This window comes from Modestobacter sp. SSW1-42 (genome assembly GCF_046635825.1).
Classification (GTDB): Bacteria; Actinomycetota; Actinomycetes; order Mycobacteriales; family Geodermatophilaceae; genus Modestobacter.
Genome location: NZ_JBISCA010000005.1, coordinates 300,496 through 324,844, shown reverse-complemented (window position 1 = coordinate 324,844; position 24,349 = coordinate 300,496). Strand labels below are relative to the sequence as shown.

Annotated in this window: 18 protein-coding genes; 8 read left to right on the top strand and 10 right to left on the bottom strand. The window is 71.7% G+C overall.

All coding sequences use genetic code 11. From position 1 onward, the window contains the following. Window positions 1-5: 5 nt before the first annotated feature. The 5 genes from ACGBYP_RS18760 to ACGBYP_RS18740 all read right to left on the bottom strand — a co-directional run bounded on the left by ACGBYP_RS18760 (window position 6) and on the right by ACGBYP_RS18740 (window position 3,971). A complete protein-coding gene (locus ACGBYP_RS18760) occupies window positions 6-662 on the bottom strand; it encodes a response regulator (RefSeq protein WP_411586554.1) in 657 nt (218 codons plus the stop codon). Next, window positions 659-1,831: a sensor histidine kinase gene (locus tag ACGBYP_RS18755; protein ID WP_411586552.1), complete on the bottom strand. Its 1,173-nt coding sequence runs from the start codon at window positions 1,829-1,831 to the stop codon at window positions 659-661. The genes ACGBYP_RS18760 and ACGBYP_RS18755 overlap by 4 nt, the downstream gene beginning before the upstream one ends. Before the next feature lie 32 nt (window positions 1,832-1,863). Further along, a complete protein-coding gene (locus ACGBYP_RS18750) occupies window positions 1,864-2,697 on the bottom strand; it encodes an ABC transporter permease subunit (RefSeq protein WP_411586550.1) in 834 nt (277 codons plus the stop codon). Then, entirely contained in the window at window positions 2,694-3,611 is a 918-nt protein-coding gene (locus ACGBYP_RS18745; RefSeq protein ID WP_411586549.1) for an ATP-binding cassette domain-containing protein, read from the bottom strand. The genes ACGBYP_RS18750 and ACGBYP_RS18745 overlap by 4 nt, the downstream gene beginning before the upstream one ends. A gap of 156 nt (window positions 3,612-3,767) precedes the next feature. Further along, a complete protein-coding gene (locus ACGBYP_RS18740; RefSeq protein ID WP_411586547.1) occupies window positions 3,768-3,971 on the bottom strand; it encodes a hypothetical protein in 204 nt (67 codons plus the stop codon). A 146-nt stretch (window positions 3,972-4,117) separates the two neighbouring features. Here ACGBYP_RS18740 and ACGBYP_RS18735 point away from each other — a divergent pair, with 146 nt between their 5' ends. Beyond that, window positions 4,118-6,805, top strand: coding sequence for a S8 family serine peptidase (locus tag ACGBYP_RS18735; protein ID WP_411586545.1), 2,688 nt, complete (start codon window positions 4,118-4,120; stop codon window positions 6,803-6,805). An 81-nt stretch (window positions 6,806-6,886) separates the two neighbouring features. Further along, window positions 6,887-7,762, top strand: coding sequence for an alpha/beta hydrolase (locus ACGBYP_RS18730; RefSeq protein WP_411586543.1), 876 nt, complete (start codon window positions 6,887-6,889; stop codon window positions 7,760-7,762). On the opposite strand, the gene ACGBYP_RS18725 is transcribed toward ACGBYP_RS18730, so the two are convergent. Beyond that, a complete protein-coding gene (locus ACGBYP_RS18725; protein ID WP_411586542.1) occupies window positions 7,755-9,116 on the bottom strand; it encodes an amidase in 1,362 nt (453 codons plus the stop codon). The two genes, ACGBYP_RS18730 and ACGBYP_RS18725, sit on opposite strands and share 8 nt — an antisense overlap. Window positions 9,117-9,240: 124 nt before the next feature. Between ACGBYP_RS18725 and ACGBYP_RS18720 the strand changes: the two genes are divergently transcribed. Then, window positions 9,241-9,648, top strand: a complete 408-nt coding sequence (locus tag ACGBYP_RS18720; RefSeq protein ID WP_411586540.1) for a hypothetical protein — start codon at window positions 9,241-9,243, stop codon at window positions 9,646-9,648. Window positions 9,649-9,660: 12 nt separating this feature from the next. Here the strand turns inward: ACGBYP_RS18720 and ACGBYP_RS18715 are convergent, their stop codons facing one another. From ACGBYP_RS18715 to ACGBYP_RS18705, 3 genes are read right to left on the bottom strand one after another with little or no spacing between them, the layout of a single operon-like run. Next, a complete protein-coding gene (locus ACGBYP_RS18715; RefSeq protein ID WP_411586538.1) occupies window positions 9,661-10,446 on the bottom strand; it encodes an ABC transporter ATP-binding protein in 786 nt (261 codons plus the stop codon). Window positions 10,447-10,454: 8 nt separating this feature from the next. Next, a complete protein-coding gene (locus ACGBYP_RS18710) occupies window positions 10,455-11,321 on the bottom strand; it encodes an ABC transporter permease (RefSeq protein WP_411586535.1) in 867 nt (288 codons plus the stop codon). A gap of 59 nt (window positions 11,322-11,380) precedes the next feature. Then, window positions 11,381-12,352, bottom strand: a complete 972-nt coding sequence (locus ACGBYP_RS18705) for an ABC transporter substrate-binding protein (RefSeq protein ID WP_411586532.1) — start codon at window positions 12,350-12,352, stop codon at window positions 11,381-11,383. 174 nt (window positions 12,353-12,526) lie between these two features. Between ACGBYP_RS18705 and ACGBYP_RS18700 the strand changes: the two genes are divergently transcribed. Both ACGBYP_RS18700 and ACGBYP_RS18695 read left to right on the top strand, forming a co-directional pair. Continuing rightward, window positions 12,527-14,071: a helicase HerA-like domain-containing protein gene (locus ACGBYP_RS18700; RefSeq protein ID WP_411586530.1), complete on the top strand. Its 1,545-nt coding sequence runs from the start codon at window positions 12,527-12,529 to the stop codon at window positions 14,069-14,071. Window positions 14,072-14,151: 80 nt separating this feature from the next. Further along, on the top strand, window positions 14,152-14,700 hold the full coding sequence (locus tag ACGBYP_RS18695; RefSeq protein ID WP_411586528.1) for a GIY-YIG nuclease family protein: 549 nt from the start codon (window positions 14,152-14,154) through the stop codon (window positions 14,698-14,700). A gap of 45 nt (window positions 14,701-14,745) precedes the next feature. Here the strand turns inward: ACGBYP_RS18695 and ACGBYP_RS18690 are convergent, their stop codons facing one another. Then, window positions 14,746-15,966 (bottom strand): NADH:flavin oxidoreductase/NADH oxidase, encoded by a 1,221-nt coding sequence (locus tag ACGBYP_RS18690; RefSeq protein WP_411586526.1) that lies wholly within the window; start codon window positions 15,964-15,966, stop codon window positions 14,746-14,748. A gap of 367 nt (window positions 15,967-16,333) precedes the next feature. On the opposite strand from ACGBYP_RS18690, the gene ACGBYP_RS18685 reads away from it, so the two are divergent. Genes ACGBYP_RS18685 through ACGBYP_RS18675 form a run of 3 tightly spaced genes read left to right on the top strand, consistent with a single transcriptional unit; the run spans window position 16,334 to window position 22,415 of the window. Next, window positions 16,334-18,079 (top strand): N-6 DNA methylase, encoded by a 1,746-nt coding sequence (locus ACGBYP_RS18685; RefSeq protein WP_411586523.1) that lies wholly within the window; start codon window positions 16,334-16,336, stop codon window positions 18,077-18,079. Beyond that, window positions 18,076-19,287 (top strand): hypothetical protein, encoded by a 1,212-nt coding sequence (locus ACGBYP_RS18680; protein ID WP_411586521.1) that lies wholly within the window; start codon window positions 18,076-18,078, stop codon window positions 19,285-19,287. The genes ACGBYP_RS18685 and ACGBYP_RS18680 overlap by 4 nt, the downstream gene beginning before the upstream one ends. After that, window positions 19,287-22,415 (top strand): type I restriction endonuclease subunit R, encoded by a 3,129-nt coding sequence (locus ACGBYP_RS18675; protein WP_411586519.1) that lies wholly within the window; start codon window positions 19,287-19,289, stop codon window positions 22,413-22,415. Before ACGBYP_RS18680 ends, ACGBYP_RS18675 begins: the two co-directional genes overlap by 1 nt. Window positions 22,416-24,349: the final 1,934 nt, after the last annotated feature.

The window sequence follows — 24,349 nt, the reverse complement described above, 5'->3', positions numbered from 1 at the left end:
GGCGGTCAGTCCGGGACGACCAGCCGCTCCCGGTGGGCGAAGACGGCGGCCTGGGTGCGGTCGCGCAGCTCGAGCTTGGTCAGCACCCGGCCGACGTGGGTCTTCACCGTCAGCTCGGAGACGGTGAGCTCGGCGGCGATCTCGGCGTTGGAGCGCCCGGTGGCCACCTGCTGGAGCACCTCGCGCTCGCGGTCGGTGAGCCGGGCCAGCCGCGGGTCGGGCCGCCGGTCGGGCGCGCCCAGCTGCCCGGCGAAGGTCTCCAGCAGCCGGCGGGTCACCCGCGGGGCGACGACGGCGTCCCCGCTGGCGACCGTGCGGATCGCGGCGACCAGCGCGGCGGGCTCGGTGTTCTTCAGCAGGAAGCCGCTGGCCCCGGCCTGCAGCGCGGCGAACGCGTACTCGTCCAGGTCGAAGGTGGTCAGCACGACGACCCGGCTGGGCAGCCCGGCGCCGACGATCTGCCGGGTGGCCTCGACGCCGTCCAGCACCGGCATCCGGACGTCCATCACCACGACGTCCGGGCGCAGCCGCCGGGCCAGCTCGACCGCCTCGGCGCCGTTGCCGGCCTCGCCGACCACGGTGAGGTCCTCGTGCGCGGCGAGCACCATGCCGAACCCGACGCGCAGCAGCGGCTCGTCGTCGACCAGCAGCACGGTGGTCACGGGGCGGCCACCGCGGCCGGCGCGGGCAGCACGGCCTCGACCAGCCAGCCGCCGTCGCTGCGCCCGGCGCGCACCGTGCCGCCCTGGGCGCCGACCCGCTCGCGCATGCCGATCAGCCCCTGACCGCGGGAGTCGCCCGGCGGGAGGGGAGCGGTGCCGTCGTCGCGCACCCGCACCCGCAGCCCGGCGTCGTCCCAGGTGAGGGTGACGTCGGCGTGCCGGGCGTCGGGGGCGTGCTTGCGGGTGTTGGTCAGCGCCTCCTGCACCAGCCGGTAGACGGCCAGCTGCGCGGTGGTGCCCAGCGGCGCCGGCGTCCCGGTGACGGTGAGCGTGGTGGGCAGCCCGGCGGCGCGCACCTGCTCGACCAGCGCCGGCAGGTCGGCCAGGCCGGGCGCCGGAGCCAGGGAGGCCTCGCCCTCGGCGCGGAACACCCCGAGCAGCCGGTGCATCTCGGCGATCGCGCTGCGCCCGGTGTCGGCGATGGCGGCCACCGCCTGCCGGGCCTGCGGGCGGCCGGCGTCGGTGGCCAGCGCGTAGCCGGCGCCGTCGGCGAGGGCGGTCATGACGGAGATGTTGTGCGAGACGACGTCGTGCACCTCGCGGGCGATCCGGCTGCGCTCCTCGGCGACGGCGATCCGCGCCTGCTGGTCGCGCTCCTGCTCGGCCCGCTCGGCGCGCTCGCGCAGCTGGGTCACCAGCGCGTGCCGGGTGCGCCGGTTGCGGCCGAACAGCGTCGCCGCGACGGTGATCGCGGTGAAGAGCCCGACCGGGTGGCCCTCGTCGGCGGGTGCGGCGCTGAGCGGGTCGCCGAGCAGGCTGCCCAGCACCAGCAGCTCGCAGACCGCCGCCGCGGCGGCCGCGGTGCGCAGCGGCCGCAGCTCGGCCACCGCGGCCAGGGTGACCCAGAGCGCCAGGTCGGCCGGCAGCAGGTCGTCGGCGTCCAGCCCGGCCGGGACCCAGTGCGCCGCCACGAGCAGCGCGGTCGCGGCGAACGCCAGCACCGGCGCGCGCCGGCGGGCCAGCGCGGGCAGCCACAGCGCGACGCTGAGCAGCAGCACACCGGGGGACACGTCGCCGTCGCGGACCCGCATCAGGGCGGCGGTGGTCAGCACCGCCAGCACCAGCGGCGGGCCGACCTCCCGCAGCAGCTCCCGCCGGCGTCCGTCCATGTGCGGGATGGTGCCTGCTGCGGCCGGCCGCGTCACGCGTCCCGGCGGTGCAGCAGCACCGTCGCGGCGCCGAAGGCGACCACGAGGTAGCCGACCAGCACCGCGAAGCCGGCCCAGGGGTCCAGCGCGTCGGGCGCCGGGACGAGGGCGAACACCTGGGCGCCGGCCTCGCCCGGCAGCAGCCGGACGACGTCCGGGCCCCAGCTGGAGGGCAGCAGCGCACCCAGGACGGGCAGCAGGAACACCAGCCCGAACAGCGTGGAGATCGCGCCGGCGGTCGAGCGCAGCAGCCAGCCCAGCGCCATGCCGGACAACCCGATCGCGGTGAGGTACAGCGCCAGCCCCAGCAGCGCGCGGACGACGCCGTCGGCACCCAGGCCCACGCCGAGGTCCCCGAGCGAGGCCTGCCCGACGAGGAACGACGTCCCGCCGGCCACCAGCGCGCCGAGGAACACGACGGCGGAGAAGACGGCGGCCTTGGCCGCCACCACCGGCCAGCGCCGGGGCACCGCGGCGAAGGTGCTGCGGATCGTGCCGGAGGAGTACTCGCCGGTGACCAGCAGGACGCCGAGCACGCCGATCGCCAGCTGGGCCAGCCGGTAGCCGGCCAGGCTCAGCCCCACCGGGTCGGTCAGCGACAGCCCGGGCGGGCCGCCGCCGTCCCCGCCGGGGCCGCCGGACTCGGCGGTCGCGGTGAACAGCCAGCCGAGGAGCACCATCAGGACCAGCCCGATGGCGAGGCTGAGCCAGGTGGAGCGCAGCGAGCGGAGCTTGACCCACTCGCCGCGCAGCAGGCCGGCGAGCCCGCCGCCGCGGGCGGCGGTGTGCGTGGCCGGGCGGTCGGGGGCGTCCAGGACGGCGGTCATGCGGCGATCTCCTCGTCGGTGCGGTACTCGCGCTCGTCGCGGGTGAGGGTCATGAAGGCGTCCTCCAGCGAGGGTCGGACGACGGTGAGCTCGTGCAGGGCGATGCCGGCGGCCAGCGCGCGCTCGCCGATGGTGGCGGCGTCCAGGCCGCGGACGTCGAGGACGCCGGTCTCGCCGGAGGTGACGCTGACGCCGTCGGCGGCCAGCAGCCCGGTCAGCTCGCCGGCCCGCGGGCTGCGCACCCGCACCGACTCCCCGCCGGCGTGCCGGATGAACTCGGCGGTCGACACGTCGGCCAGCAGCCGGCCGCGGCCCACGACGATGAGGTGCTCGGCGGTCTGCGCCATCTCGCTCATCAGGTGCGAGGAGAGGAAGACCGTGCGGCCCTCGGCGGCCAGCCGCCGGGTCAGCGTGCGGATCCACAGCACGCCGTCGGGGTCCAGGCCGTTGACCGGCTCGTCGAGGACGACGGTGGCCGGGTCGCCGAGCAGCGCGGTGGCCACGCCCAGGCGCTGGCCCATGCCGAGGGAGAAGCCGCCCACCCGCCGGTCGGCGACGGCGGTGATCCCGGCGAGCTCCAGCACCTCGTCGACGCGGGAGGTGGGCAGCCCGCCGGTGGCGGCGAGGGAGGTGAGGTGGGCGCGGGCGGTGCGGCCCGGGTGCAGGGCGCGGGCCTCCAGCAGCGCGCCGACCTCGCGCAGCGGCGCCCGGTGCTCGGCGTAGCGCTTGCCGTTGACCAGCGCGGTGCCGGACGTGGGCCGGTCCAGCCCCATGACCATCCGCATGGTGGTCGACTTGCCGGCGCCGTTGGGGCCGAGGAACCCGGTCACGACCCCGGGCCGGACGGTGAAGGTGAGGTCGGCGACGGCGGTCTTCTCGCCGTACCGCTTGGCCAGGTGCTGTGCCTCGATCATGCGGTCGAGTCTGCTGCGGCCGCGCTCGCCCGTCGTCGTCCGCGCGGCGGCTCTTGCCGCCCGCCGCCTACGCCTGCAGGAGTACGGCCTGGCCCCCGGCGGGGCCATGTTCGCGAACATGGCCCCGCCGGGGCCGCCGGGCGGCGGTGACCGGAGTCAGTCGACCGGTTCGGCGGCGGCCAGGTGGCCGGTGTGGGTGGCGTCGTCGGTGGAGGGGCGCTGGCAGGTGGGGCAGCAGAGGTCGTCGTCGCGGGTGGCCTCGGCGCGCAGCCGCTTGCGCAGGCGGCGCATCGAGGACTCGCCGCCGGTCAGCTCGCTGAGCCAGCTGTCCAGGGCGTCGTCGGTCCGGATGGTGCTCATGACGCTGGTCATCGGCAGTCCCGACCCCGGACGGAACCGGTCCCGCCGCCGGAGGAGTCACCCGGACGGGGTCTCCAGCCGCGGGCCGCCGGCGCCGATGCTCCCTCGATCCCTGTGTGGGACCTGAGCGAGACGGGACGCATCTGATGGGCGCAACACCGCACCTGCGCGGCGGGACGACGGCGACCGGCCGGGTCAAGGCGGTCGCCGTGCTGGCGGCCGCGGTGACCGGCTTCGGGACCGCGGCCGCCGTGGACGCACTGGCGCACGAGGACCTGCCGACCGCGGTCACCGCCGCGGACTTCGGCCCGGCCGGCGACGGCCTCACCCGGCTCGTGGTGAGCCCGGCGACCGACGGCCAGCTGACCGACGCGCAGCTGGCCGACCTGCAGGGCACGCCGCGCGTGGTCTCGGCGCAGCGGCTGTTCGACGGCTCGGCGCTGGTGGCCACCGAGGGGCTCACGCCGGGCGACCTGGCCGCCGTCGTCCCGGGGGCTCAGGTGATCGTGTCCGAACCGGGCACCGTGGCCGCCGCGCCCATCACCGACCCGTACTGGTCCCGCTACGGCTACAACCTGCTCAACACCGGCACGAACTCGCAGACGACGCCCGCGGTGGCCGGCGCCGACGTCGCCGCCCCGACCGGCTGGCAGGCCGGCACCGGCCGCGGCATGGTCGTCGCGGTCGTCGACAGCGGGATGATGGTGGACCACCCCGACCTGGCCGGCTCGCTGTGGACCGACCCCGACCAGCCGTGCGGCACGGTCGACACCGACCGCGACGGCCTGGCCGGCGACTGCCACGGCTGGAACTTCTACGCCAACAGCGCCGACGTCACCAACGGCGGCGGCGACAACAGCCACGGCACCTCGGTCGCCGGGGCCGTGGGCGCCCGGGCCGGCAACGGCACCGGCACCGCCGGGGTCGCGCCGGACGTCACGATCATGCCGCTGGTGGTCGGCTCCGGGCGCAGCGTCGACGTGTACGCCGGCGCCCAGGCGATCCGGTACGCCGCCGACCACGGCGCCGACGTCGTCAACGCCAGCTGGGGTGGCACCGGCGGCGTCCAGATCCTCACCGACGCCATCCGCTACGCCAACGACAAGGGCGTCGTCGTGGTGGTCGCGGCCGGCAACGACGCGCTGGACCGGGACGCCGTCCCGGTGTACCCAGCCAGCCTCGACCTGCCCAACATGGTGACCGTCGGCGCCAGCACGCCCGGCGACACCGTCGCCGGCTTCTCCGCCCACGGGGCGCGCGCCGTCGACCTGTTCGCGCCCGGCGAGTACGTGCTCTCCACCGCGAACGACGGCCAGTACCACCTGACCAGCGGCACGAGCATCGCCTCGCCGATGGTCGCGGCCGGGTACGCCCTGTACCGGGCGCAGCACCCCGCCGCCACGGCCACCGAGCTGAAGGCGATGCTCCTGGCCGACACCCAGCCGGTGCCCGCCTTCGCCGGCCGCTCGGTCACCGGCGGACGGCTGTCGCTCACCGCGCTGGGCAACGCCGCCGACGAGGTCCGCTACACGTTCACCGGCATGACCGCCCAGCCCGGCGTCGTGTCGCCGCAGGTCGCCGTCAGCGGCGACGCCCCGGCCGGCGACTACGCGGTCACGATCGGCCTGGGCATGGAGAACGGCGGCGAGGTCATGGCGGTCGCCGAGCAGGCGCTCACCGTGGACGGGCTGACGATGCCCACCGGCGACGACGGCCAGGCCACCTTCCCCCTCGGCGCGCGCCCCGGCCTCGGCTCGCTGGTGGTCAGCCCGACCGCGGAGCTGACCGGTGGCCGCTACGTGCTCATGGCGCAGCTGAGCCGGGACGGCGAGCCCGTCGGCCGCCCGTACGCCGCGCCGCTGCTGGTCGGTGCGGCCGCGGTGACCCCGCCGCCGGCGACCGCGGCCCCCACCGCCGGCCCGACGTCGTCCGCGGCGCCCGGGACGACGACGCCGCGGACGACGTCCCCGGCCAGCTCCGCCCCGGCGACGGCGGCGCCCACGACGCCGCGGGCGACCAGCACCGCGGCGCCGACGACTCCGGCCCGGCCGACCTCGGCCGCGCCCACGTCGGCAGCCCCGACCCCGGCGGCACCTCCGACCGCGGCCCCGACCTCGGCCGCGCCGACCTCGGCCCGCCCGACCCCGGCGGCGCCGACCTCCGCGCCGACGTCCGCCGCGCCTGCTCCGACCACGAGCCGGGCTCCGGTCACGAGCGCCCCGGCCCCCTCGGCTCCGGCGACCACCCGGCCGGCGACGCCGACCAGCGCGCAGCCGACGTCGTCGTCCGGCGTCCCGCAGCCGACGACGACCACCGCGCCGCCGTCCGGCTCGACGCCGCCGGGCACCGGCGGGACGACGCCCTATCCGGGGGTCGGGCCGTTCAGGCTGACGTCGATCAGCCCGACCCGCGTCGACGCGGCCGGTGGCACCCGGGTGACGATCACCGGTGGCGCCGTCCCGGCCGGGGCCCGGGTGCGGGTGGGGCTGACCGCGGCGGCGACGGTGACGAGCGTGAGCTCCGCCCAGGTGGTGTTCACGACGCCGCGGCTGGTCGCCGGCACGTACGACGTGTACGTCTTCGCCCCCGACGGCACCTCGTCGGTGCTGACCGCGGGCCTGACGTACGTGGCGTCCACCCCGGCGCCCTCGTCGTCCCCGGCGCCGACGCCGACCGTGACCCCGACGGCCCAGCCGACCCCGACGGCGACCCCGCCGGGACCGGTGGTCGGGCCGGGCGGGCAGCGGCTGGTGCGCTCGCCGCTGTTCGCCTCGCTGGCCCCGGCGGTGTGGAAGGTGAACTGCTCCTCGGTGTGCAGCGGCCTGGCCGTCTGACGCTCCCGACTGCCCCTGGTGCGTCCGCGTACCGGGGGCAGTCGGCTGTCGCGCGCCCGGGCGGGCTGGGAGAGTGCGGCCATGAGCCTGTACCGCGAGTTCGCCACCGTCGACGAGCTGACCGCCCAGTACGACATCGAGGCCACCGTCCCCGACTTCGGGGCCTACGCCGAGGACTACGTCGCCCGCAGCGCCGCCACCCGGCAGGCGCTGCGCGGCACGCTCGACGTGCGCTACGGCGCGACCCTGACCGAGACCTTCGACGTCTTCCCCGGCCGGGCGGACGGCGACGCGCTGCAGCCGGCGCTGTTCTTCGTGCACGGCGGCTTCTGGAAGGCCACCGACTCCAAGGTGTGGAGCTACGTCGCCGACGGCATGGCCCCGCACGGGGTGACGACGGTGGTGGAGAACTACACGCTGGCGCCGGCGGTCACGGTCGCGGAGATCACCCGCCAGCACCGGGCTGCGTTCGCGTACCTGTACCGCAACGCCGAGTCCCTCGGGATCGACCGGGACCGGATCGTCGTCGCCGGGCACTCGGCCGGCGGGCACGCGGTCGGCGCGCTGCTGGCCACCGACTGGGTGGGGGAGTACGGCCTGCCCGCGCAGCCCTTCGCCGGCGCGCTGCCGGTGAGCGCGGTGATGGACCTGCGCCCGCTGGTCTACTCGTTCGTGCAGCCCTGGCTCAACCTCACCGTCGAGGACACCCTGGTGCTCTCGCCGCAGCTGAACCTGCCCGAGGTCGCCCCGCCCACGCTCGCGGTGGTCGGCACGCAGGAGACCCCGGAGTTCGAGCGGCAGACCCGCGACTGGGCCGCCGCCTGCGCCGAGGCCGGGCTGCCGGTGGAGTCCCGCACCCTGGAGCGCAACCACTTCGACATCCTGGACACCCTCGCCGACCCGGACGGCGAGCTCGCGCAGGCGGTCCTGGGCTTCCTGGCGCCCCCGGTCAGCTGAGTGCGCGCTCGATCCAGGCGGCGGCGGCCAGCAGGGCGGCGTCGGCACCGGTGCGGCCGACGAGCTGCACGCCGAACGGCAGACCCTCGTCGGTGCGTCCGGCCGGCAGCGAGAGCGCGGGCTGGCCGGTGACGTTGAACGGGCCGGTGAACAGCCCCTCGACCTCGCCCTCGGGGGTGTCGATCGGCGGGGTCAGCTCCGGCGCGGCGTAGGGCGCGGTGGGCCCGAGCAGGACGTCGACCCCGTCGAGCAGGGCCGCGGCGGCGGGCAGCAGCTCGTCGCGGCGGGCCAGCGCCTCCTCGCATACGGCCGGGTCGGCCCGGCCGGCGGCCTGGAACAACCGGAGCGTGTCCGGGCCGTACCAGCCGGGCTCGGTGGTCACCCGCTCGCCGTGCACCGCCCACGCCTCGGGCAGCAGGACCGGCACGAGCAGGTCGCCCAGCTCGACCAGGACGGCGTCGTCGACCTCGACGACGGTGGTCTGCTCCCGCAGCCGGTCGATGAGCGCGCGGGTGCGGCGGGCCAGCTCCGGGTCGAGCGCGGGGGAGGCGAGCTGGCCGGTGAGGACGCCGATCCGCGGAGCCGTGGGGTCGGCGGGCATCGGGCGGTCGGCGATCACCGCGAGCACCCGCGCGGTGGTGGCGACGTCCCGGGCGAGCACGCCGACGTGGTCCAGCGACGGCGACAGCGGCGTCACGCCGTCCACCGGCACGAACCCGGACGAGGGCTTGAGGCCGACGACGCCGCAGTAGTGCGCGGGCAGCCGGATCGACCCGCCGGTGTCGGTGCCCAACGCGGCCGGGACGACGCCGGCGCCGACCAGCGCCGCGGACCCGCCGCTGGAGCCGCCCGCCGTCCGGTCAGGGCGGACCGGGTTGCGCGCCTCCGGCAGGTCGGGGTGCGGGGCGCCGGCGGCGTACTCGAGCAGCGAGGTGGTGGCGACGACGTCGGCCGCGGCGGCGCGCAGCCGGGCGACGACCGGGGCGTCCTGCGCGGCGGGGGAGCCGCCCATCGCGCTCGGGTTGCCGTCGCCCCGCACGGCCCCGGCGACGTCGATCATGTCCTTGACCGCGACCGGCACGCCCGCGAGCGGCCCGTGCGGCGCCCGCGCCGGTGCGTCGAGGACCTGGACGACGGCGCGCAGCGGGCGGCCCACGCGGTCCAGCGCCTCGCAGGTGGCGAGCAGGTCGAGGACGGCGGGGCCCGGCTGCCGCTCGCCGCGCTCGACCGCGGCCCGCAGCGCCTGCACGCGACCGGCCAGGCGGGGGAGCGCGGTCCACACCGCGGCCCAGCGCGGGTCGGCGGCGGGCAGGCCACCGAGGATCCGGGCGACGTCGTCCGGGCTGCTGGCCATGTCACTCCTTGCTGGGGGGCTGTGCGTGAGCGGCTGCTCACGGACTGTCCGTGAGCGCGCTCTCAGCGGAACTCGTTGGTATCAGAACCTGTACGGAGGCTGTATGCCACGTCACGCTTGCTGCATGACGTCAGCGGAAGTGGTCGGCAGCCGGCCGTCCCGTCGCGCACGGGCCCGCATCGTCGTCGCCCTGGATGGGACGGCGGCGACCTCGGCGGAGCTGGTGCGCGCCCTGCGGGACGCCGCGCGGCAGGAGGGCTCGGTGCTCGCCGTCGCGGTCGTGGGCCGCCGCGCCGACGACGTGGAGCGTGGGCTCGCCGAGGCCGCACTCGAGGAGCAGGTGGCCCGGGCGGTCGCCGAGACCGGTGTGTGCGGTCGCACCGAGATCGCGCTGCTGGACCCGGTGGTGTTTGAGGCGCTGTGCGACACCGCCCGCGGCGGCACGCTGGTCGTCGTCCAGGAGCACCACCGCACCGTGTTGCGGCCGGCACCCCCGCGCGTCGCCGTCCGTCCGCTCACCCGGCACGGCTGACCGGACGGCGCCTCAGACCGGCGCCGGCACCGTGTGCACGAGTGCTGCGATCTGCCGCTTGAGCTCGTTGAACGCCGGTGCGGTGACGTCCCGGTCGGCGAGGTCGACGGGGACGACGGCCTGCACGTGCCCGGGCAGCCCGTGCGAGGCACCGCCGGTCATCACCACGACCCGGTCGGCGAGGTAGACGGCCTCCTCGATCGAGTGGGTCACGAACACGACCGTCGTGCGCGTTTCGACGTGGATCCGCTTGAGCTCGGCCTGCAGGTCGGTGCGGGTGAGCGCGTCGAGCGCCCCGAACGGCTCGTCCATGAGCAGCAGCGAGGGGTCGTTGGCGAGCACCCGGGCGATCGCCACCCGCTGCTGCATGCCGCCGGACAGCTGTGTCGGGTACTTGTCGGCGAACCGGGTGAGCCCCACGGCGGCGATGAACCGGTCGGTCACCGCGGCGACCTCGGCCTGGGGCAGCTTCTTCCGCGACGGCCCGTAGGCGACGTTCTCCCGCACCGACAGCCACGGGAACAACCCGTAGTCCTGGAAGACGACGCCGCGGTCGGGGCCGGGCCCGGTGACCGGCGTCCCGCCGACCTCGACGCTGCCGGCGGTGGGCCGCTCGAAGCCGGCCAGGATGCGCAGCAGCGTGCTCTTGCCGCAGCCGCTGGCGCCGACCACGGCGACGAACTCCCCGGAGGCGATGGTCAGGTCGACGTCGGCCATCGCGGCGACGCCGCCGTCGTAGGTCTTGCCCAGGCCGCTGATGCGCACGTCGGCGGTGCGGCCGGCAGTCAGGTGGTCCATGTCGGCTCCTACTTGATCAGCGGACGGTCGCGGAACAGGACGCGGAAGACCAGCATCAACAGCCGGTCGGAGAGGAACCCGGCGACGGCGATGCAGATCATCCCGACGACGATCTGGTCGGTCTGGACGACGTCGCGGGCCAGGAAGATGGTCGAGCCCAGCCCGGTCGGGACCCCGGTGGTCTCGCTCAGCACGAGGATCACCCAGGACAGGCCCAGGCCCACCCGCATCCCGTTGACGATCGCCGGGGCGGCGGCCGGCAGCACGACCCGCAGCAGGCAGCCGACGGTCGACGTCCCGAGCATCCGGGCGGCCTCCAGCAGCCGCTCGGGCACCTGGCGGGCGCCGCTGATCGTGCCGAGCACGATCGGGAAGAAGGCCGACAGCGTGATCAGGAAGATCGAGGCCTGGTCGCCGTAGCCGATGAGCAGGGCGACCAGCGGCACCCAGGCGGTCGCCGGGATGGGCCGGAAGAGGTTGACCATCGGGTCGAAGAGGGCGTTGACCGTGGTGGACCGGCCCATCAGCACCCCGAGCGGGACGGCGACCGCCGTGGCCAGCGCGAAGCCGGAGAACACGCGCAGCGCGCTGGCCGGGAGGTCCTCCCAGAGCAGGCTGCTGAAGGCGTTGTCCCGGGTGCCGGCGACGTAGTTGACCAGCCCGCCGGCGACGTCGGCGGGGTAGGGGAGGAAGCCCATCCGGATGCCGAAGGGCAGCTCCCACTTCCCCTCCCGGCCCAGGTGCCAGACGAGCAGGAACAGCAGCGGGACCGGCAGGCCGAGCAGCACGGTGCGCAGCCGGCCGTTGCGCTTCGGTCGCGGCGCGGCCGGCGCCGTCGGGACGGCGGCCGACACGGGGACGGCGGTGGTGGTCATGGTGCTTCCTCCCGGCGGGGGCGGGACGCCGGCGCGGGCTGCGCCGGCGTCCCGGTGGGTCAGGCCTCGGGTGCGAAGGTGGCGTCGACGAGGTCGGTCGCGGGCGGGGCGGTCTCGATCAGCCCGAGCTCGACCATGGCGCCGGCCAGCGCCTCGACCTGGCCCTGGTACTCCTCGCTCAGGTCGGCGCGCAGGAAGAAGTTCTTCAAGGCCGACTCGAGCACCGCCTGGTCGCCGCCGAACTCCTTGACCATCTCCGGCAGCCACTCGTCGATGTTGTCGGTCATGTAGGCGGTCGTGGCGGCGTGCGTGTCGACGACCTTCTGCACCAGCTCGGGGTCCTCGGTCACCTTGGTGCCGGTGGTGACCAGGCCGATGTTCACCTTGCCGATGGGGGTGGCGTAGGGGTCGGTGATCGAGTGGCCGCCGGCTGCGGTGGCCAGGGAGACGGCGATCTCGGTGCCGAAGAAGGCGTCGACCGAGCCGCTGTTGAACGCCGAGGCCATCTCCGGCGGCGGGACGGCGATCAGCTCCAGGCTGGCGGGGTCGATATCGTTCTCGGCGAGGATCAGCCGCATCGCCACCTCGGGCGCGCTGCCCTGGATGTAGCCGACCTTCTTGCCCACCAGGTCGGCGACGGTCTGGACGTCGTCGCCGCCGATGAAGCCGGACCCGCCGTCGGCGGCCGAGGCGACGATCTTGAGGTCCCGGTCCTGCGAGATGCCGGAGATGGTGGCGGTGACGCCGGTGATGGCGAAGTCGACGGTGCCGGAGGAGACCGCGTCGGTCAGTGCCGGGGTGCTGTCGAGGGTGACCACCTCGAACTCGACGCCGTCGACGGCGTGGTCCTCGTAGAGGAAGGGTGCGTAGAAGTGCGGCTGGCCGCGCAGCGTGCCGACGGTGACCGTCTGGGTCTCGCCGCTGTCCGACCCGGCTGCCTCGGCGTCGGAGCCGCCGCAGGCGGGAAGGGAGAGGACGGCGGCGGCGACGGCGGTGCCGGCGATTGCGCGGCGGACGGCGGAGGGGCTCAACGGGTCTCCTCGGAGGCGGCGGACGACGCACGGTGCGCCGTCGCCGTGGACCTAACGGCCCTGGTGTGCGGGAGCTGTGTCGCCTCGGTAACGAGCCCATGACGTGACCCAGGTGTGACCTGCCGGCCCACGGGACCCCTGCCCCGGCCGCTGGCCGCCGCTAGTGTCCGCGAGGTGACGCAGCCCTCCGCCCCTGATGACGCCGCGACGCGGATCGCCGCCGGCTACGAGACGGCCGGTCCGTCGCTCGTGCTCGGCTCGGTGGTCCACGACGGCCGGCCGCACCCCGAGGCGCAGGTGCGCGTGCCGCTGGCGATGCTCAACCGGCACGGCCTGATCGCCGGCGCGACGGGGACGGGCAAGACGAAGACGCTGCAACTGCTGGCCGAGCAGCTGTCGGCGGCCGGGGTGCCGGTCGTGGTCGCCGACGTGAAGGGCGACCTGAGCGGCCTGTCGGCGCCCGGCGCCGGGGGAGACCGGGTCACCCAGCGGGCCACGAACACCGCCGATGAGTGGGCGGCGACGGCGTTCCCGACCGAGTTCCTGTCGCTGGGCGGGATCGGCCCCGGGGTGCCGGTGCGGGCGACGATGACCCAGTTCGGCCCGACGCTGCTGGCCAAGGTGCTGGACCTGAACGCGACCCAGGAGAGCTCGCTCGGGCTGGTGTTCCACTACGCCGACGGGGCGGGCCTGCCGCTGCTGGACCTCAAGGACCTGCGCTCGGTGATCAGCTGGCTGGTCAGCGACGAGGGCAAGCCCGAGCTCAAGGCGCTGGGTGGGCTGTCGTCGAGCACCGCCGGGGTGCTGCTGCGCGAGCTGATCGGCCTGCAGGAGCTGGGCGGCGACGTCTTCTTCGGCGAGCCCGAGTGGGAGCCGACCGACCTGATCCGGGTCGGCGCGGACGGCCGCGGGGTGATCAGCGCGGTCGAGCTGGCCGCGGTGCAGGACCGGCCGGCGCTGTTCTCGACGTTCCTGATGTGGCTGCTGGCCGAGCTGTTCGAGGAGCTGCCCGAGGTCGGTGACGTCGACAAGCCGAAGCTGGTGTTCTTCTTCGACGAGGCGCACCTGCTGTTTTCCGGCGCCAGCAAGGCGTTCCTGGAGTCGGTGACCCAGACCGTGCGGCTGATCCGCTCGAAGGGCGTCGGCATCTTCTTCGTGACGCAGAACCCGACCGACGTGCCCTCGGCGGTGCTGGGGCAGCTGGGCAACCGGGTGCAGCACGCGCTACGCACCTTCACCCCCGAGGACGCCGACGCGCTGCGCAAGACGGTGAAGACGTTCCCGAAGTCCAAGGACTACGACATCGCCGAGATGCTGACCTCGCTGGGCATCGGCGAGGCGGCGGTGACGGTGCTGTCGGACCGCGGGACGCCGACCCCGGTCGCCTGGACGATGCTGCGCTCACCGCGGTCGCTCATGGGCCCGGTCGAGCCGGCGGTGCTGCAGCAGGCGGTGGCGGGCTCGCCGCTGCAGGCGAAGTACGGGCAGGCGGTGGACCGGGAGTCGGCGTACGAGCGGCTGGCGGCCCGGCTCGCGCCTCCGCCGGCCCCGGTCGATGAGGAGCCCGCGCGTCAGGCGGAGCCCGAGCCCGAGGAGGAGAGCGTCGTCAAGCAGGTGCTCGGGTCGGCGGCGTTCAAGTCCTTCGCGCGCTCGGCCGCGTCGTCCCTGGGTCGAGAGATCACCCGCGGCCTCTTCGGCACCCGCCGGCGCCGCCGCTGACGTGCGGCGACCGGGCTCCGGGGCGCCCGCCTCGAAGCCCGCCGTCGCTGTCCGGGCGTCCCGAGCGCTTGACTGTCGGGATGGACCCCGTGCTCGACGCCCTGCGCTCACTGCCCGTGTCGCTGGACGAGGCCCGCACGACCGTGCCCGACGAGCCCGGCCTGTACGCGGTGTGGACACGGTTCGGTGCGCTGCCCGGGATCTCCGGCCCGCGGCACCCGACGGCGCCGCTGCAGCTCTTGTACGTCGGCACTGCGCCCAACGGCGTCGAGGCGAGGGCGACGTTGCGCAGCCGGGTGGTGGGGGAGCACCTCCGCGGGACGACGGCGACCTCGTCGCTGCGCCGGACGCTGGCGGCGCTGATGAGCGAGCGGCAGGGCTGGCAGAGCCGCTGGACGACGAAGCCGGTGCTGGTCAACCGGGACGAGCTGGCGCTGTCGGAGTGGATGGCGGAGAAGATCGACCTGACCTGGGCCGAGCACCCTGAGCCGTGGACGGTCGAGGCCGCGGTGGTCGCGGAGCTGGAGCCGCCGTTCAACCTGGCCGAGGACCCGGCCGACCCGCTGCACCCGGTCGTGCAGGCGGCACGCAAGCAATGGCGGGACGCCGCCCGGGCCGCCCGCCCCTGACCTGCCGGAGCGCCGCCCCGGCCGTGTGGCCGGGGCGGCACTCCGTCAGGCGCTGACTGGGATCTCGCCGAACTCGGCGACCGGGACGTCGGCCTCGGCCGCGGCGCGGACCTCGGCCGGGGTCGGCGGCAGCCCGATGCTCGGGGCGTGGCCGCGGAAGTTCGACAGCCACCAGCGCCAGTCGGCCGGCACCAGGTCGAAGGGTGCTTCGTGGCCGAGCTCGCGGGCGGCCCATACCGGCCAGTGCGGGTTGGACAGCGCCGGGCGCCCGATCATCGCGACGTCGATGAGCTCCTGGCGGATGACGGTGTCGGCGGTCTGCGGGACGCCGAGGTTCCAGCTGGTGGCGACCGGGATGCCGACCTCGCGGCGGACCCGGGTGGCGCGGGAGACGAATCCGGCCGGCTCGTTGAAGAACGAGGGGTTGACCATGTCGTCGGTGTTGCCGCCCATGGACAGGTCGGCGAGGTCCAGGCCGTGCTCCTTCATCCAGCCGATGGCCTCGATGGAGTCCTCGAACTGGGTGCCGGCGGGGTGGAAGTCGTCCGAGCCCAGCCGCATGGTGAGCGGGAGGTGCTCGGGCCAGACCTCCCGGACGGCGTCGAGCGCCTCGAGCAGGAAGCGCGCCCGGTTGCGGTTGCTGCCGCCGTACTCATCCGTGCGCTGGTTGGCGAGCGGTGAGAAGAAGCTGGCGGCCAGGTAGCCGTGCGCGAAGTGCATCTCCAGCCACTCGTAGCCGGCGTCGGCGGCGCGGCGGGCGGCGTCGGCGTAGCTGCGGTGCAGCGACTTGATCTCGTCCACGGTCAGCGCGTGCACCGGGAAGGAGTGGTCACCGCCGGCGGGGATGGCCGAGGGGCCGACGGTCTGCCAGCCGTCCGGGTGGTCCGGCGGGAGGGCCTTCCAGCCACCCTGGGCGTTGGTCTCCTTGTGCGGCGGGACCTCGCTGCCCTTGCGCCCGGTGTGGCCGAGCTGGATGCCCGCGACTCCGCCGAAGCGCTTGATGATCGAGGTGACTCGCTGGTGGCCTTCGACCTGGTCGTCGTCCCAGATGCCGGCGCAGGAGGTGGTGGTGCGGCCGTCGGGGGTGATGGCGATCTGCTCGGGGAAGACCAACCCGAAGCCGCCGGCGGCGCGGGCTCCGAGGTACATCACGTGGTAGTCGTCCATCTGGCCGTCGACCGAGCCGTACATGGTCATCGGCGACATGGCGATGCGGTTGCGCAGCGTCACGCCCTTGAGCGTGAAGGGGGAGAAGAGGTCGGGCACGGGCGGTCCTCTCGAAGTCGGTGACCCGAGGCAACCTCTCGCGGACGCCGGTCTCGTTACGAGCGCCGGGTACGTCGGTCAACTTCTCCGCACGGGGCTGCCCGGTGGGTGTGCGGATTGGGTCTGCGATGTTCCGGTCGCTTCAACATCGGCATCAACTCCGTGTTGGCCGTCCTGCGTTCGCTGCCCCTCCCGGTGTCCGTGGCCGCCCGGCCGCGTTGACGGAGCCAGACTTGTGTCTGGTGGGGCGCTTGCCTCCGCCCTCGCCCGAGGCGACACAGTCTCTCGTCTTTTGTCGGGCTCGGTCGCAGCAGACTCGTGCTGCACACTCGTCAGCGATCGCTCGTCGTCTGTCGTGAGGAACTCCGTGAGCACGCTCGGTAGCTTCATCTGGTCGATCGCCGACCAACTTCGCGGCCCCTACCGCCCCAACCAGTACGGCACCGTGATCCTCCCGTTCACGATCCTGCGACGTCTCGACTCCATCCTGGAGGCCGACCGCGCCACCGTGCGCGAGCTGGCCTCCAAGTACGACAACCCGAACCGGCTCAAGGTCGAGGTCACTAAGGCCACAGGACGGGCCTTCTACAACACCTCTAACTACTCGTTCGCGAACCTGCTGGCCGACGCCGACGGACTTGCGGACAACCTCACCGACTACGTCGACCGGTTCTCCGCCGACGTCGACGTGTTCGAGTACTTCGACTTCAAGAAGGAGATTCTCGCCCTGGAGAAGGCGGGTCTCCTGCGGGAGATCGTCAAGGCGTTCGGAGCGGTAGACCTGCACCCGGACAAGGTGTCGAACTCCGACATGGGGGACGCCTTCGAGTACATCATCCGGAAGTTCAACGAGGCCGCGAACGAGACCTCCGGGGACCACTACACCCCCCGGGACGCGATCAGGCTGCTGGTTGACCTCCTCTTCGCGGAGAAGGACGCCGCGCTGACCGAGGCCGGCATCGTCCGCACCCTGTACGACCCCACCGCCGGCACCGGCGGCATGCTCTCCCTCGCCGAGGAGCACCTCCTCGCCCAGAACCCCGACGCCCGGCTCAGCCTGTACGGCCAGGAGTACAACCCCCAGTCCTACGCAATCTGCAAGTCCGACCTGCTCGCCAAGGGCCACGACGCGACCAACATCGCCTTCGGCAACACCCTCACCGAAGACGCGTTCAAGGGCCGCCAGTTCGACTTCTGCATGTCCAATCCGCCCTATGGCGTGGACTGGAAGCAGTACGCCAAGGCCATCACCAAGGAACGCGACGAAGCCGGTCCCTACGGCCGGTTCGCCCCCGGGCTCCCGGCCACCTCAGACGGGCAGATGCTCTTCCTGCTCCACCTCGCTCACAAAATGCGGGCACCCGAGGACGGCGGCGGCCGGGTTGGGATCGTCATGAACGGCTCGCCGCTGTTCAGCGGAGGCGCTGGGTCCGGGCCCTCCAACATCCGCCAGTGGCTGCTGGAGAACGACCTGGTGGATGCCATCGTGGCGCTGCCGACCAGCATGTTCTTCAACACCGGCATCGCCACCTACATCTGGATCCTGGACAACACCAAGCACGCCGACCGCAAGGGACTTGTCCAGCTCATCGACGGCACCTCGTTCTGGACCAAAATGCGCAAGAACCTGGGCTCAAAGGGCCGCCAGATCAGCGACGTTGACCGCGCCAGAGTCGTCCAGCTGTACGCCGACTTCACCGACGCCGACCCCGACTACTCGAAGGTCCTGTCCAACAACGACTTCGGCTACTGGTCCATCACCGTCGAGCGACCCCTCCTCGACGAGACCGGGAACCCGGTCGTCGACCGCAAGGGCACCCCCAAGGCCGACTCGAAGAAGCGCGACACCGAGAACGTGCCCTTCACCTACGGCGGCTTCACCACCGGCGCCGCCGGCAGGGTCGAGGCCATCCAGGCCTACTTCGACGCCGAGGTGAAGCCACACGTTCCCGATGCCTGGATTGACTGGACTAAGACGAGGACCGGCTACGAGATCCCCTTTACTCGGCACTTCTACAAGTACGTCCCGCCCCGCCCCTTGGCCGAGATCGACGCCGACCTGGAGAAGCAGGTCGCCAAGATCCTCGAGCTCTTGCGCGAGGTGGAGCAGTGACGCGCTTCGGGCATGCGATGGAGAAAATCGACGAGCGCGTCCCTGGTGCTGACCTTCCCCTCATGTCCGTTTCCCAGACGAGAGGCGTTATCCGGCGAAGCGAACTGACGGACGCTCCACAGCGAGCCGAATCCCTCGACAACTACAAGGTTTGCAGAGCGAACGACATCGTCTTCAACAAGATGAGTATCCGCTCAGGTGCCATGGGCGTCGCTGCTGAGGACGGGTTGGTGACTTATCACTACGAGGTCATGCGACCGCGGGAAGGGACGGATCCGCACTTCGTCGCTTACCTGATGAAGTCATCATGGTTCACCGAGGAGCTCATCAAGCGCGAACGAGGAATCGGGGCAGGGGACCAGGCCAACGTTCGAACTACGGAGGTCCCGTTCTCGGTCTTAAAGACGATCGACGCCTACATCCCCGATCACGCCGAGCAGCGCGCCATCGTGGACTACCTCGACCGCGAGACCGCCCGCATCGACGCGCTCATCAAAGAGCAGGGGCGACTGATCGAAATGCTGCGCGGGCGGCGTCAGGATGTGATTCGGGCGGCGGTGCTCGGCACTGAGAACCCCTTCGCGCCGACGGCGGATACGGCGTTCACCGCGATCGGGCATCACTTCTCGGTGACCCTCGGGAAGATGCTTGACGCAGGCAAGGTGGTCCGTGCGGACGATGAGATGCTTCCATACATCCGCGCAGGCAACATTCAGGACGATGGGCTGAAGCTCAACGATGTCAACGAGATGCCCTACTCCGCCGCGGAAGCGGCAAATCTCAACCTCCTCGCTGGTGACCTACTGGTGGTCGAGGGCGGCGCGGTGGGGACGAATGAGGTCATTCGGCAGGACATGCCCGGCTGGTCTTTCCAGAAGACAGTCAACCGACTCCGCCCGATCGACGGCTGGTCCTCCGCGTGGTTGGGCTACCTACTGCGCACATACCGCGACATCGGAGTGATTGACATCGTTTGCAACAAGTCCACCATCCCGCACCTTACAGCCGAGAAGCTGCGGGCGATGCGTGTTCCGTCGGTGCCGCCAGAGGCGCAGATACGCGTCGTGGAGATGCTCGATCAAGAGACCGCCAAGATCGACACGCTCATCACGGAGTCGGAGCGATTCGTGGAACTGTCCAAGGAGCGGCGTGCAGCGTTGATCACGGCCGCGGTGACAGGTCAGATCGACGTGCGCGAGGTCGCGTGATGGGCGACCACAACGAGGTCGTCTTCGAGACCGAAATCTCCGACTACCTGGCTGCCCATGGCTGGCTGTCCTCGACAAACGACGCGGGCTATGACAGGGAGCAGGCGCTCTTTCCGGAGGACCTGTTCGCGTGGTTGGAGGCGACCCAGCGGACGGCCTACGAGAAGGCGTTGAAGGCGGCCGGATCGCCGGCGAAGTTCCTCGACGTGCTCACTACGGCCCTGGACAAGCCGCTGGAGCACGGCGGCGGCACGCTGAACATCCTGCGCAACGGGGTGCAGTACATCGGCGGCGGCCGGTTGAAGATGGCCCAATTTCGGCCCGAGACGACGCTAAACGAGACGACGAACGCCCACTACGCGGCGATGCGTGTTCGGGTTATGCGGCAAGTGCACTTCTCGACCGCCGACCAGCGCAGCATCGACCTGGTGTTCTTCGTCAACGGTCTTCCGGTGGCGACGGTGGAGCTGAAGACAGACTTCACCCAGTCGCTGGATGAGGCGATCCAGCAGTACCGCAAGAGCCGCAACCCGTTGACCAACGGCCGGCCGGAGCCGCTGCTGTCGTTCGGGCACCGGGCGCTGGTGCACTTCGCGGTCTCCAACGACCGGGCGGCGATGACCACCAAGCTGGAGGGGGAGAAGACCCACTTCCTGCCGTTCGACACCGGCTACGACGCCGGGGCGGGGAATCCGCCCGGCGCGGACGGGCGGTCGGCGACGGCATACCTGTGGGAGCGGGTGTGGGAGAAGGACGCCTGGCTGACCATTATCGGCCGGCTGATGCTCGTGGAAGCCAAGGAGGAGTGGGACGTCGCCACCGGCACCTCGGTGCGTCGTACGAGCATGCTGTTCCCCCGGTTCCACCAGTGGGAGGCGGTCACCGACGTCGTGGCCGCGGTCACTGAGGAGGGCGTCGGGCAGCGGTACCTGATCGAGCACTCGGCCGGATCGGGGAAGACCAACACGATCGCCTGGACCGCGCACCGGCTCGCTCGCCTGCACGTGGACAACAAGAAGGTCTTCGACTCCGTGATCGTGGTCGTGGACCGCACGGTGCTCGACGGGCAGCTCCAGGACGCGATCCGGCAGATCGACGGCACCGGCAAGATCGTGGCCACCATCAGCCCCGAGGACGTCCGCAAGGCGGGCGCAAAGTCGAAGTCCAGCCTGCTGGCAACGGCGTTGAAGAACGGCGAGCTGATCATCGCGGTGACGGTGCAGACCTTCCCGCACGCCCTGGAGGAGATCCGGGCCGACGCAGGCTTGAAGGGGAAGACGTTCGCCGTCATCGCCGACGAGGCGCACTCCTCGCAGTCCGGTCAGATTTCCTCGAAGCTGAAGCAGGTCCTGACCGCGGAGGAGCTCCAGGAGATCGAGGACGGCGGCGAGGTGGATGTCGAGGCCATCCTGGCCGCGGAGATGACCGAACGGGCCGAGTCCCCCAACATCTCCTACCTGGCCTTCACCGCCACCCCGAAGAACAAGACGCTGGAGCTGTTCGGCCGCAAGGGGCCCGACGGCAAGCCGCGCGAGTTCCACCTGTACTCGATGAAGCAGGCCATCGAGGAGGGCTACATCCTCGACGTCCTCAAGGGCTACCAGGCCTACGAGACCGCCCTGAAGATCGCCGGCAACGCCAGCAGCGAGGGCGAGGTCGAAGAGGGGGCGGCCCGCAAGGGCCTGATGCGGTGGGTGCGGCTGCATCCCACCAACATCAGCCAGAAGGTGCAGATCATCGTCGAGCACTTCCACGCCAACGTCGCCCACCTGCTCGAGGGCAAGGCCAAGGCAATGGTCGTGACCGACTCACGCAAGGCCGCCGTGAAGTACAAGAAGGCGATCGACGCCTACATCGAAAAGCGGGCCGCTGCGGACGCCTCCTACACCTACCGCACGCTGGTGGCCTTCTCCGGCGCGGTGCGGATGGGCGAGGACGAGGTCTGGGGCGCGGACTGGGGGCCGGCCCCGAGCAAGGACGACGACTTCACCGAGGCGAACATGAACCCCGGCGCCGGCGCCGACCTGGCCGCGGCGTTCAAGGGCGAGACCTACAAGGTCATGTTGGTCGCCAACAAGTTCCAAACCGGGTTTGACCAGCCGCTGCTCTCAGCGATGTACGTCGACAAGAAGCTGTCGGGCGTGACCACGGTGCAGACGCTGTCGCGGCTCAACCGCACCCACCGCACCGCCGGCGGGGAGCAGAAGCGCAAGACGTTCGTCATCGACTTCATCAACAAGCCCGAGGACATCAAGGCCGCCTTCGAGCCGTATTTCAAAAACGCCACCCTGGAGACGGAGACCGACCCCTACGTCGTCGTGCACCTGTCGACCAAGCTCGCCCAGGCCGGCATCTACACGGAGGACCAGGTCCGCCAGGTCGCCGAGCTGTGGGTCACCCGGAAGGGCAACAACGCCCTCTCCGCGGCGATCAGCCCGGCCCAGCACGACTTCGCGCGCCGCTACGCCCGGGCGATCGAGGAGGACGACAAGGTCACCCTCAACGCGCTGGACCTGTTCCGCAAGGACGTCTCGACCTACGTGCGGCTCTACGACTTCATGAGCCAGATCGTCGACTACGGCGACCCCTACCTGGAGATGCTCTCGATCTTCCTGCGCCTCCTGGAGCGGGTCATCGACGACACTTCCTGGGCGGCCGAGGTCGACCTGTCCGACGTGGTCCTGGTTGGGGTCAAGCACACCAAGGGCGCCGCGGTTGACATCTCGCTGACGGGCGACGGACAGCTCAAGGGCATCAGCGCCGCCGGCACCGGCACGAAGAAGGAGCCGAAGTTCGTCGCCCTTCAGATCGTCATCGACAAGATGAACGACCTGTTCGGCGCTGAGTCCTTCACCCAGTCACAAGTCTCGGGCTTCGTCGAAGCGCTCGTGCAGCGGCTCCTTGCCGACCCCGAACTGGTCAAGCAGACACGGGTCAACTCCAAGCGGCAGTTCATGGAGTCCCAGGACTTCACATCCGCGGTCACCGAGGCGGTCATCGACAATCAGGGCGCTCACAACACCATGGCCGACTACTTCTTCAGCGATGGGCCTGCGATCAACGGCGTCATCATCGCCTTGGCTGATGCTTTCTATGAGGCGGCGATTGACGAGCCTGCGAGCGCATGACTGCGTGCGGTCCGGAGGCCTACCTGGACCCAGAGGGTCAGTGGGGGAAGCTCTGGACGCCTGCCTACACGGAACTTGCTGCAATGCGGCTTTTGGCGGCCCCGTGACCTGACCCGTAGGTTGGAAACGTGGTACGCCGGCGCGGGAGTAGCGGTCAAGGCCTGATCGAGAACCCGCTGATCAGGAAGCGGCCCAGCGCGCTGCCTGCATAGCGTCTCCGCGTTTTGGCGGAGACCCTCACGCGCGTGCGCTTGCGGGACTGCGCGCCGTAGCAATCCCGTTCAACTCGACCGCAACGCTCAGGCGGCGAGCTCAACGAAGACCCGAGGGACGTCGACTGGGCACCTGGTCCTCGGCCCGTTCCTGCGGATAGGTATCCGTAGGCCCACAGGGTGACCTGGCGAAGGTGCCCCGTGGTCGCACTAAGGTCGCACGGCGCCAGACAGGCCAGCGCGGCCTGTCTGGCGCGTTAGTGTGAAAGTGCTGATTTCAGATCCGTGGCCGGCGAGTGCCCTAGTGAGGGATGGTTGTCCTCGGGCCCTCTGTGTGGTCTCCTGCACACCGACGAGGGAGGCGTCATGGCAGGGTCGATCGAAGACTGGTTCGCGGATCACGCGCGTGATCGCGGCGGATCCTCTGAGGATGAAGTCGTTGAAGCTCAGCTGCCTTGGGACGCCCAGTCGGCCAGCATGTCCACGACCCGATCGGCGCGCCGTGATGCTGGCATCCCCGATAGTCCACAGTCGCAGCGGCGATCGTCCTCGGCACGTGGCCGGAGAAGGCAGGAGCCGCAGGCGCCCCAGGAGTCTCATGCAGTGCCAGAGCCAGCCGAGTGGTTGCCGCCGATCTCGCGAAGCACGCGCCAGGCCATCCTCGCGTCCTCCAAGGCCTATCCGGGCGCTGACGCCAAGAGCCTCGCGGCATATCTCACGAGGAACGGCACGCCGGTCAGCCCTGCCGAAGTGACCGCGGTCAGGAAGGCTCCTACGTCGCCCCTGCAAAGCGGAAGTCACGTTAGGCGGGACCCGCTGATGGGGGAGAAGACGGAGAAGATCCGCCGCGCCGCCGCGACTCATCCCCACTTCGGAGCTGCGAGACTGTTTTCACTGCTCCGCTCTCGCGGCGTCACCGTTACTCAAAATCACGTCGATGCCGTGCTAGCGCAACTGCGCTCCGCGACTCAGGGGAGCCGCCCGAGCGCGGGCTCCTTGAAGTCGGTATCATTCAGTGACGTGTCCACGACGGCTCGAACAGACCGAGCTTCTGAGGCCGCTGCGCCGTGTCCTTCTTGCGGTGCTCGCCCCAGCGTCTTAGGCATCTGCCGCTGCTCGTGAGCGCCGAGGGGGCGGCCGGGGCAGAGTGGTCTCACGCCTCCTGTGGCCTGGACGCAGCCAGGGAGAAGGCAACTCCCCTCGGCCTGTGGGTGGGTCACAAGCCACAGGCCCAGGGGAGAGGCTGTCCGAAGTGGGCCGTTGTGCAGATGCCGACTTGAGTGCCTGAACGCCACGTCGTCGCGCTCAGGGCGAAGTCGATCACGCGGCCCAGGACGCGCGAAGCCAAGGGCGGAACTAACGACCTTACGATTTTCATTGATCACTCGGACGCGGCCGGATGGCCGGACGGCCGGACGGCCGGACGACACGAGGGTCAAGATGGTCGTGGAGGCGAGAGAAACGACCAGCAACCATCAAACACCACGCGCGAAGCCACGGACCGCTGGCTGCGGGCTCATCCGGTAGAGAAGTCCCAGGTGGTTGACCGAACCTACACAGAGGAGCGCCGCTACTTGAGCTCGATGCAGGGCTGGTGCGTTGCGGTGAAGGCGTGTGTGAGCAGTGGTCATGGCCTTCTGCGTCATGGTGACCCGGAAACCGCAGCCTTCAGAAGCAGACGTGAGCCGCCCCCATGATCGCGGCGGGCACATAGCCCACCAT

Excerpts from the sequence above, each read along its gene's own strand:
- ACGBYP_RS18730 (WP_411586543.1), top strand. The coding sequence starts at position 6,887 with ATGAGCCTGTACCGCGAGTTCGCCACCGTCGACGAGCTGACCGCCCAG.
- ACGBYP_RS18745 (WP_411586549.1), bottom strand. The coding sequence starts at position 3,611 with ATGATCGAGGCACAGCACCTGGCCAAGCGGTACGGCGAGAAGACCGCC.
- ACGBYP_RS18710 (WP_411586535.1), bottom strand. The coding sequence starts at position 11,321 with ATGACCACCACCGCCGTCCCCGTGTCGGCCGCCGTCCCGACGGCGCCG.
- ACGBYP_RS18725 (WP_411586542.1), bottom strand. The coding sequence starts at position 9,116 with ATGGCCAGCAGCCCGGACGACGTCGCCCGGATCCTCGGTGGCCTGCCC.
- ACGBYP_RS18695 (WP_411586528.1), top strand. The coding sequence starts at position 14,152 with ATGGACCCCGTGCTCGACGCCCTGCGCTCACTGCCCGTGTCGCTGGAC.
- ACGBYP_RS18750 (WP_411586550.1), bottom strand. The coding sequence starts at position 2,697 with ATGACCGCCGTCCTGGACGCCCCCGACCGCCCGGCCACGCACACCGCC.
- ACGBYP_RS18675 (WP_411586519.1), top strand. The coding sequence starts at position 19,287 with ATGGGCGACCACAACGAGGTCGTCTTCGAGACCGAAATCTCCGACTAC.
- ACGBYP_RS18755 (WP_411586552.1), bottom strand. The coding sequence starts at position 1,831 with ATGGACGGACGCCGGCGGGAGCTGCTGCGGGAGGTCGGCCCGCCGCTG.
- ACGBYP_RS18715 (WP_411586538.1), bottom strand. The coding sequence starts at position 10,446 with ATGGACCACCTGACTGCCGGCCGCACCGCCGACGTGCGCATCAGCGGC.
- ACGBYP_RS18720 (WP_411586540.1), top strand. The coding sequence starts at position 9,241 with ATGACGTCAGCGGAAGTGGTCGGCAGCCGGCCGTCCCGTCGCGCACGG.
- ACGBYP_RS18735 (WP_411586545.1), top strand. The coding sequence starts at position 4,118 with ATGGGCGCAACACCGCACCTGCGCGGCGGGACGACGGCGACCGGCCGG.
- ACGBYP_RS18740 (WP_411586547.1), bottom strand. The coding sequence starts at position 3,971 with ATGAGCACCATCCGGACCGACGACGCCCTGGACAGCTGGCTCAGCGAG.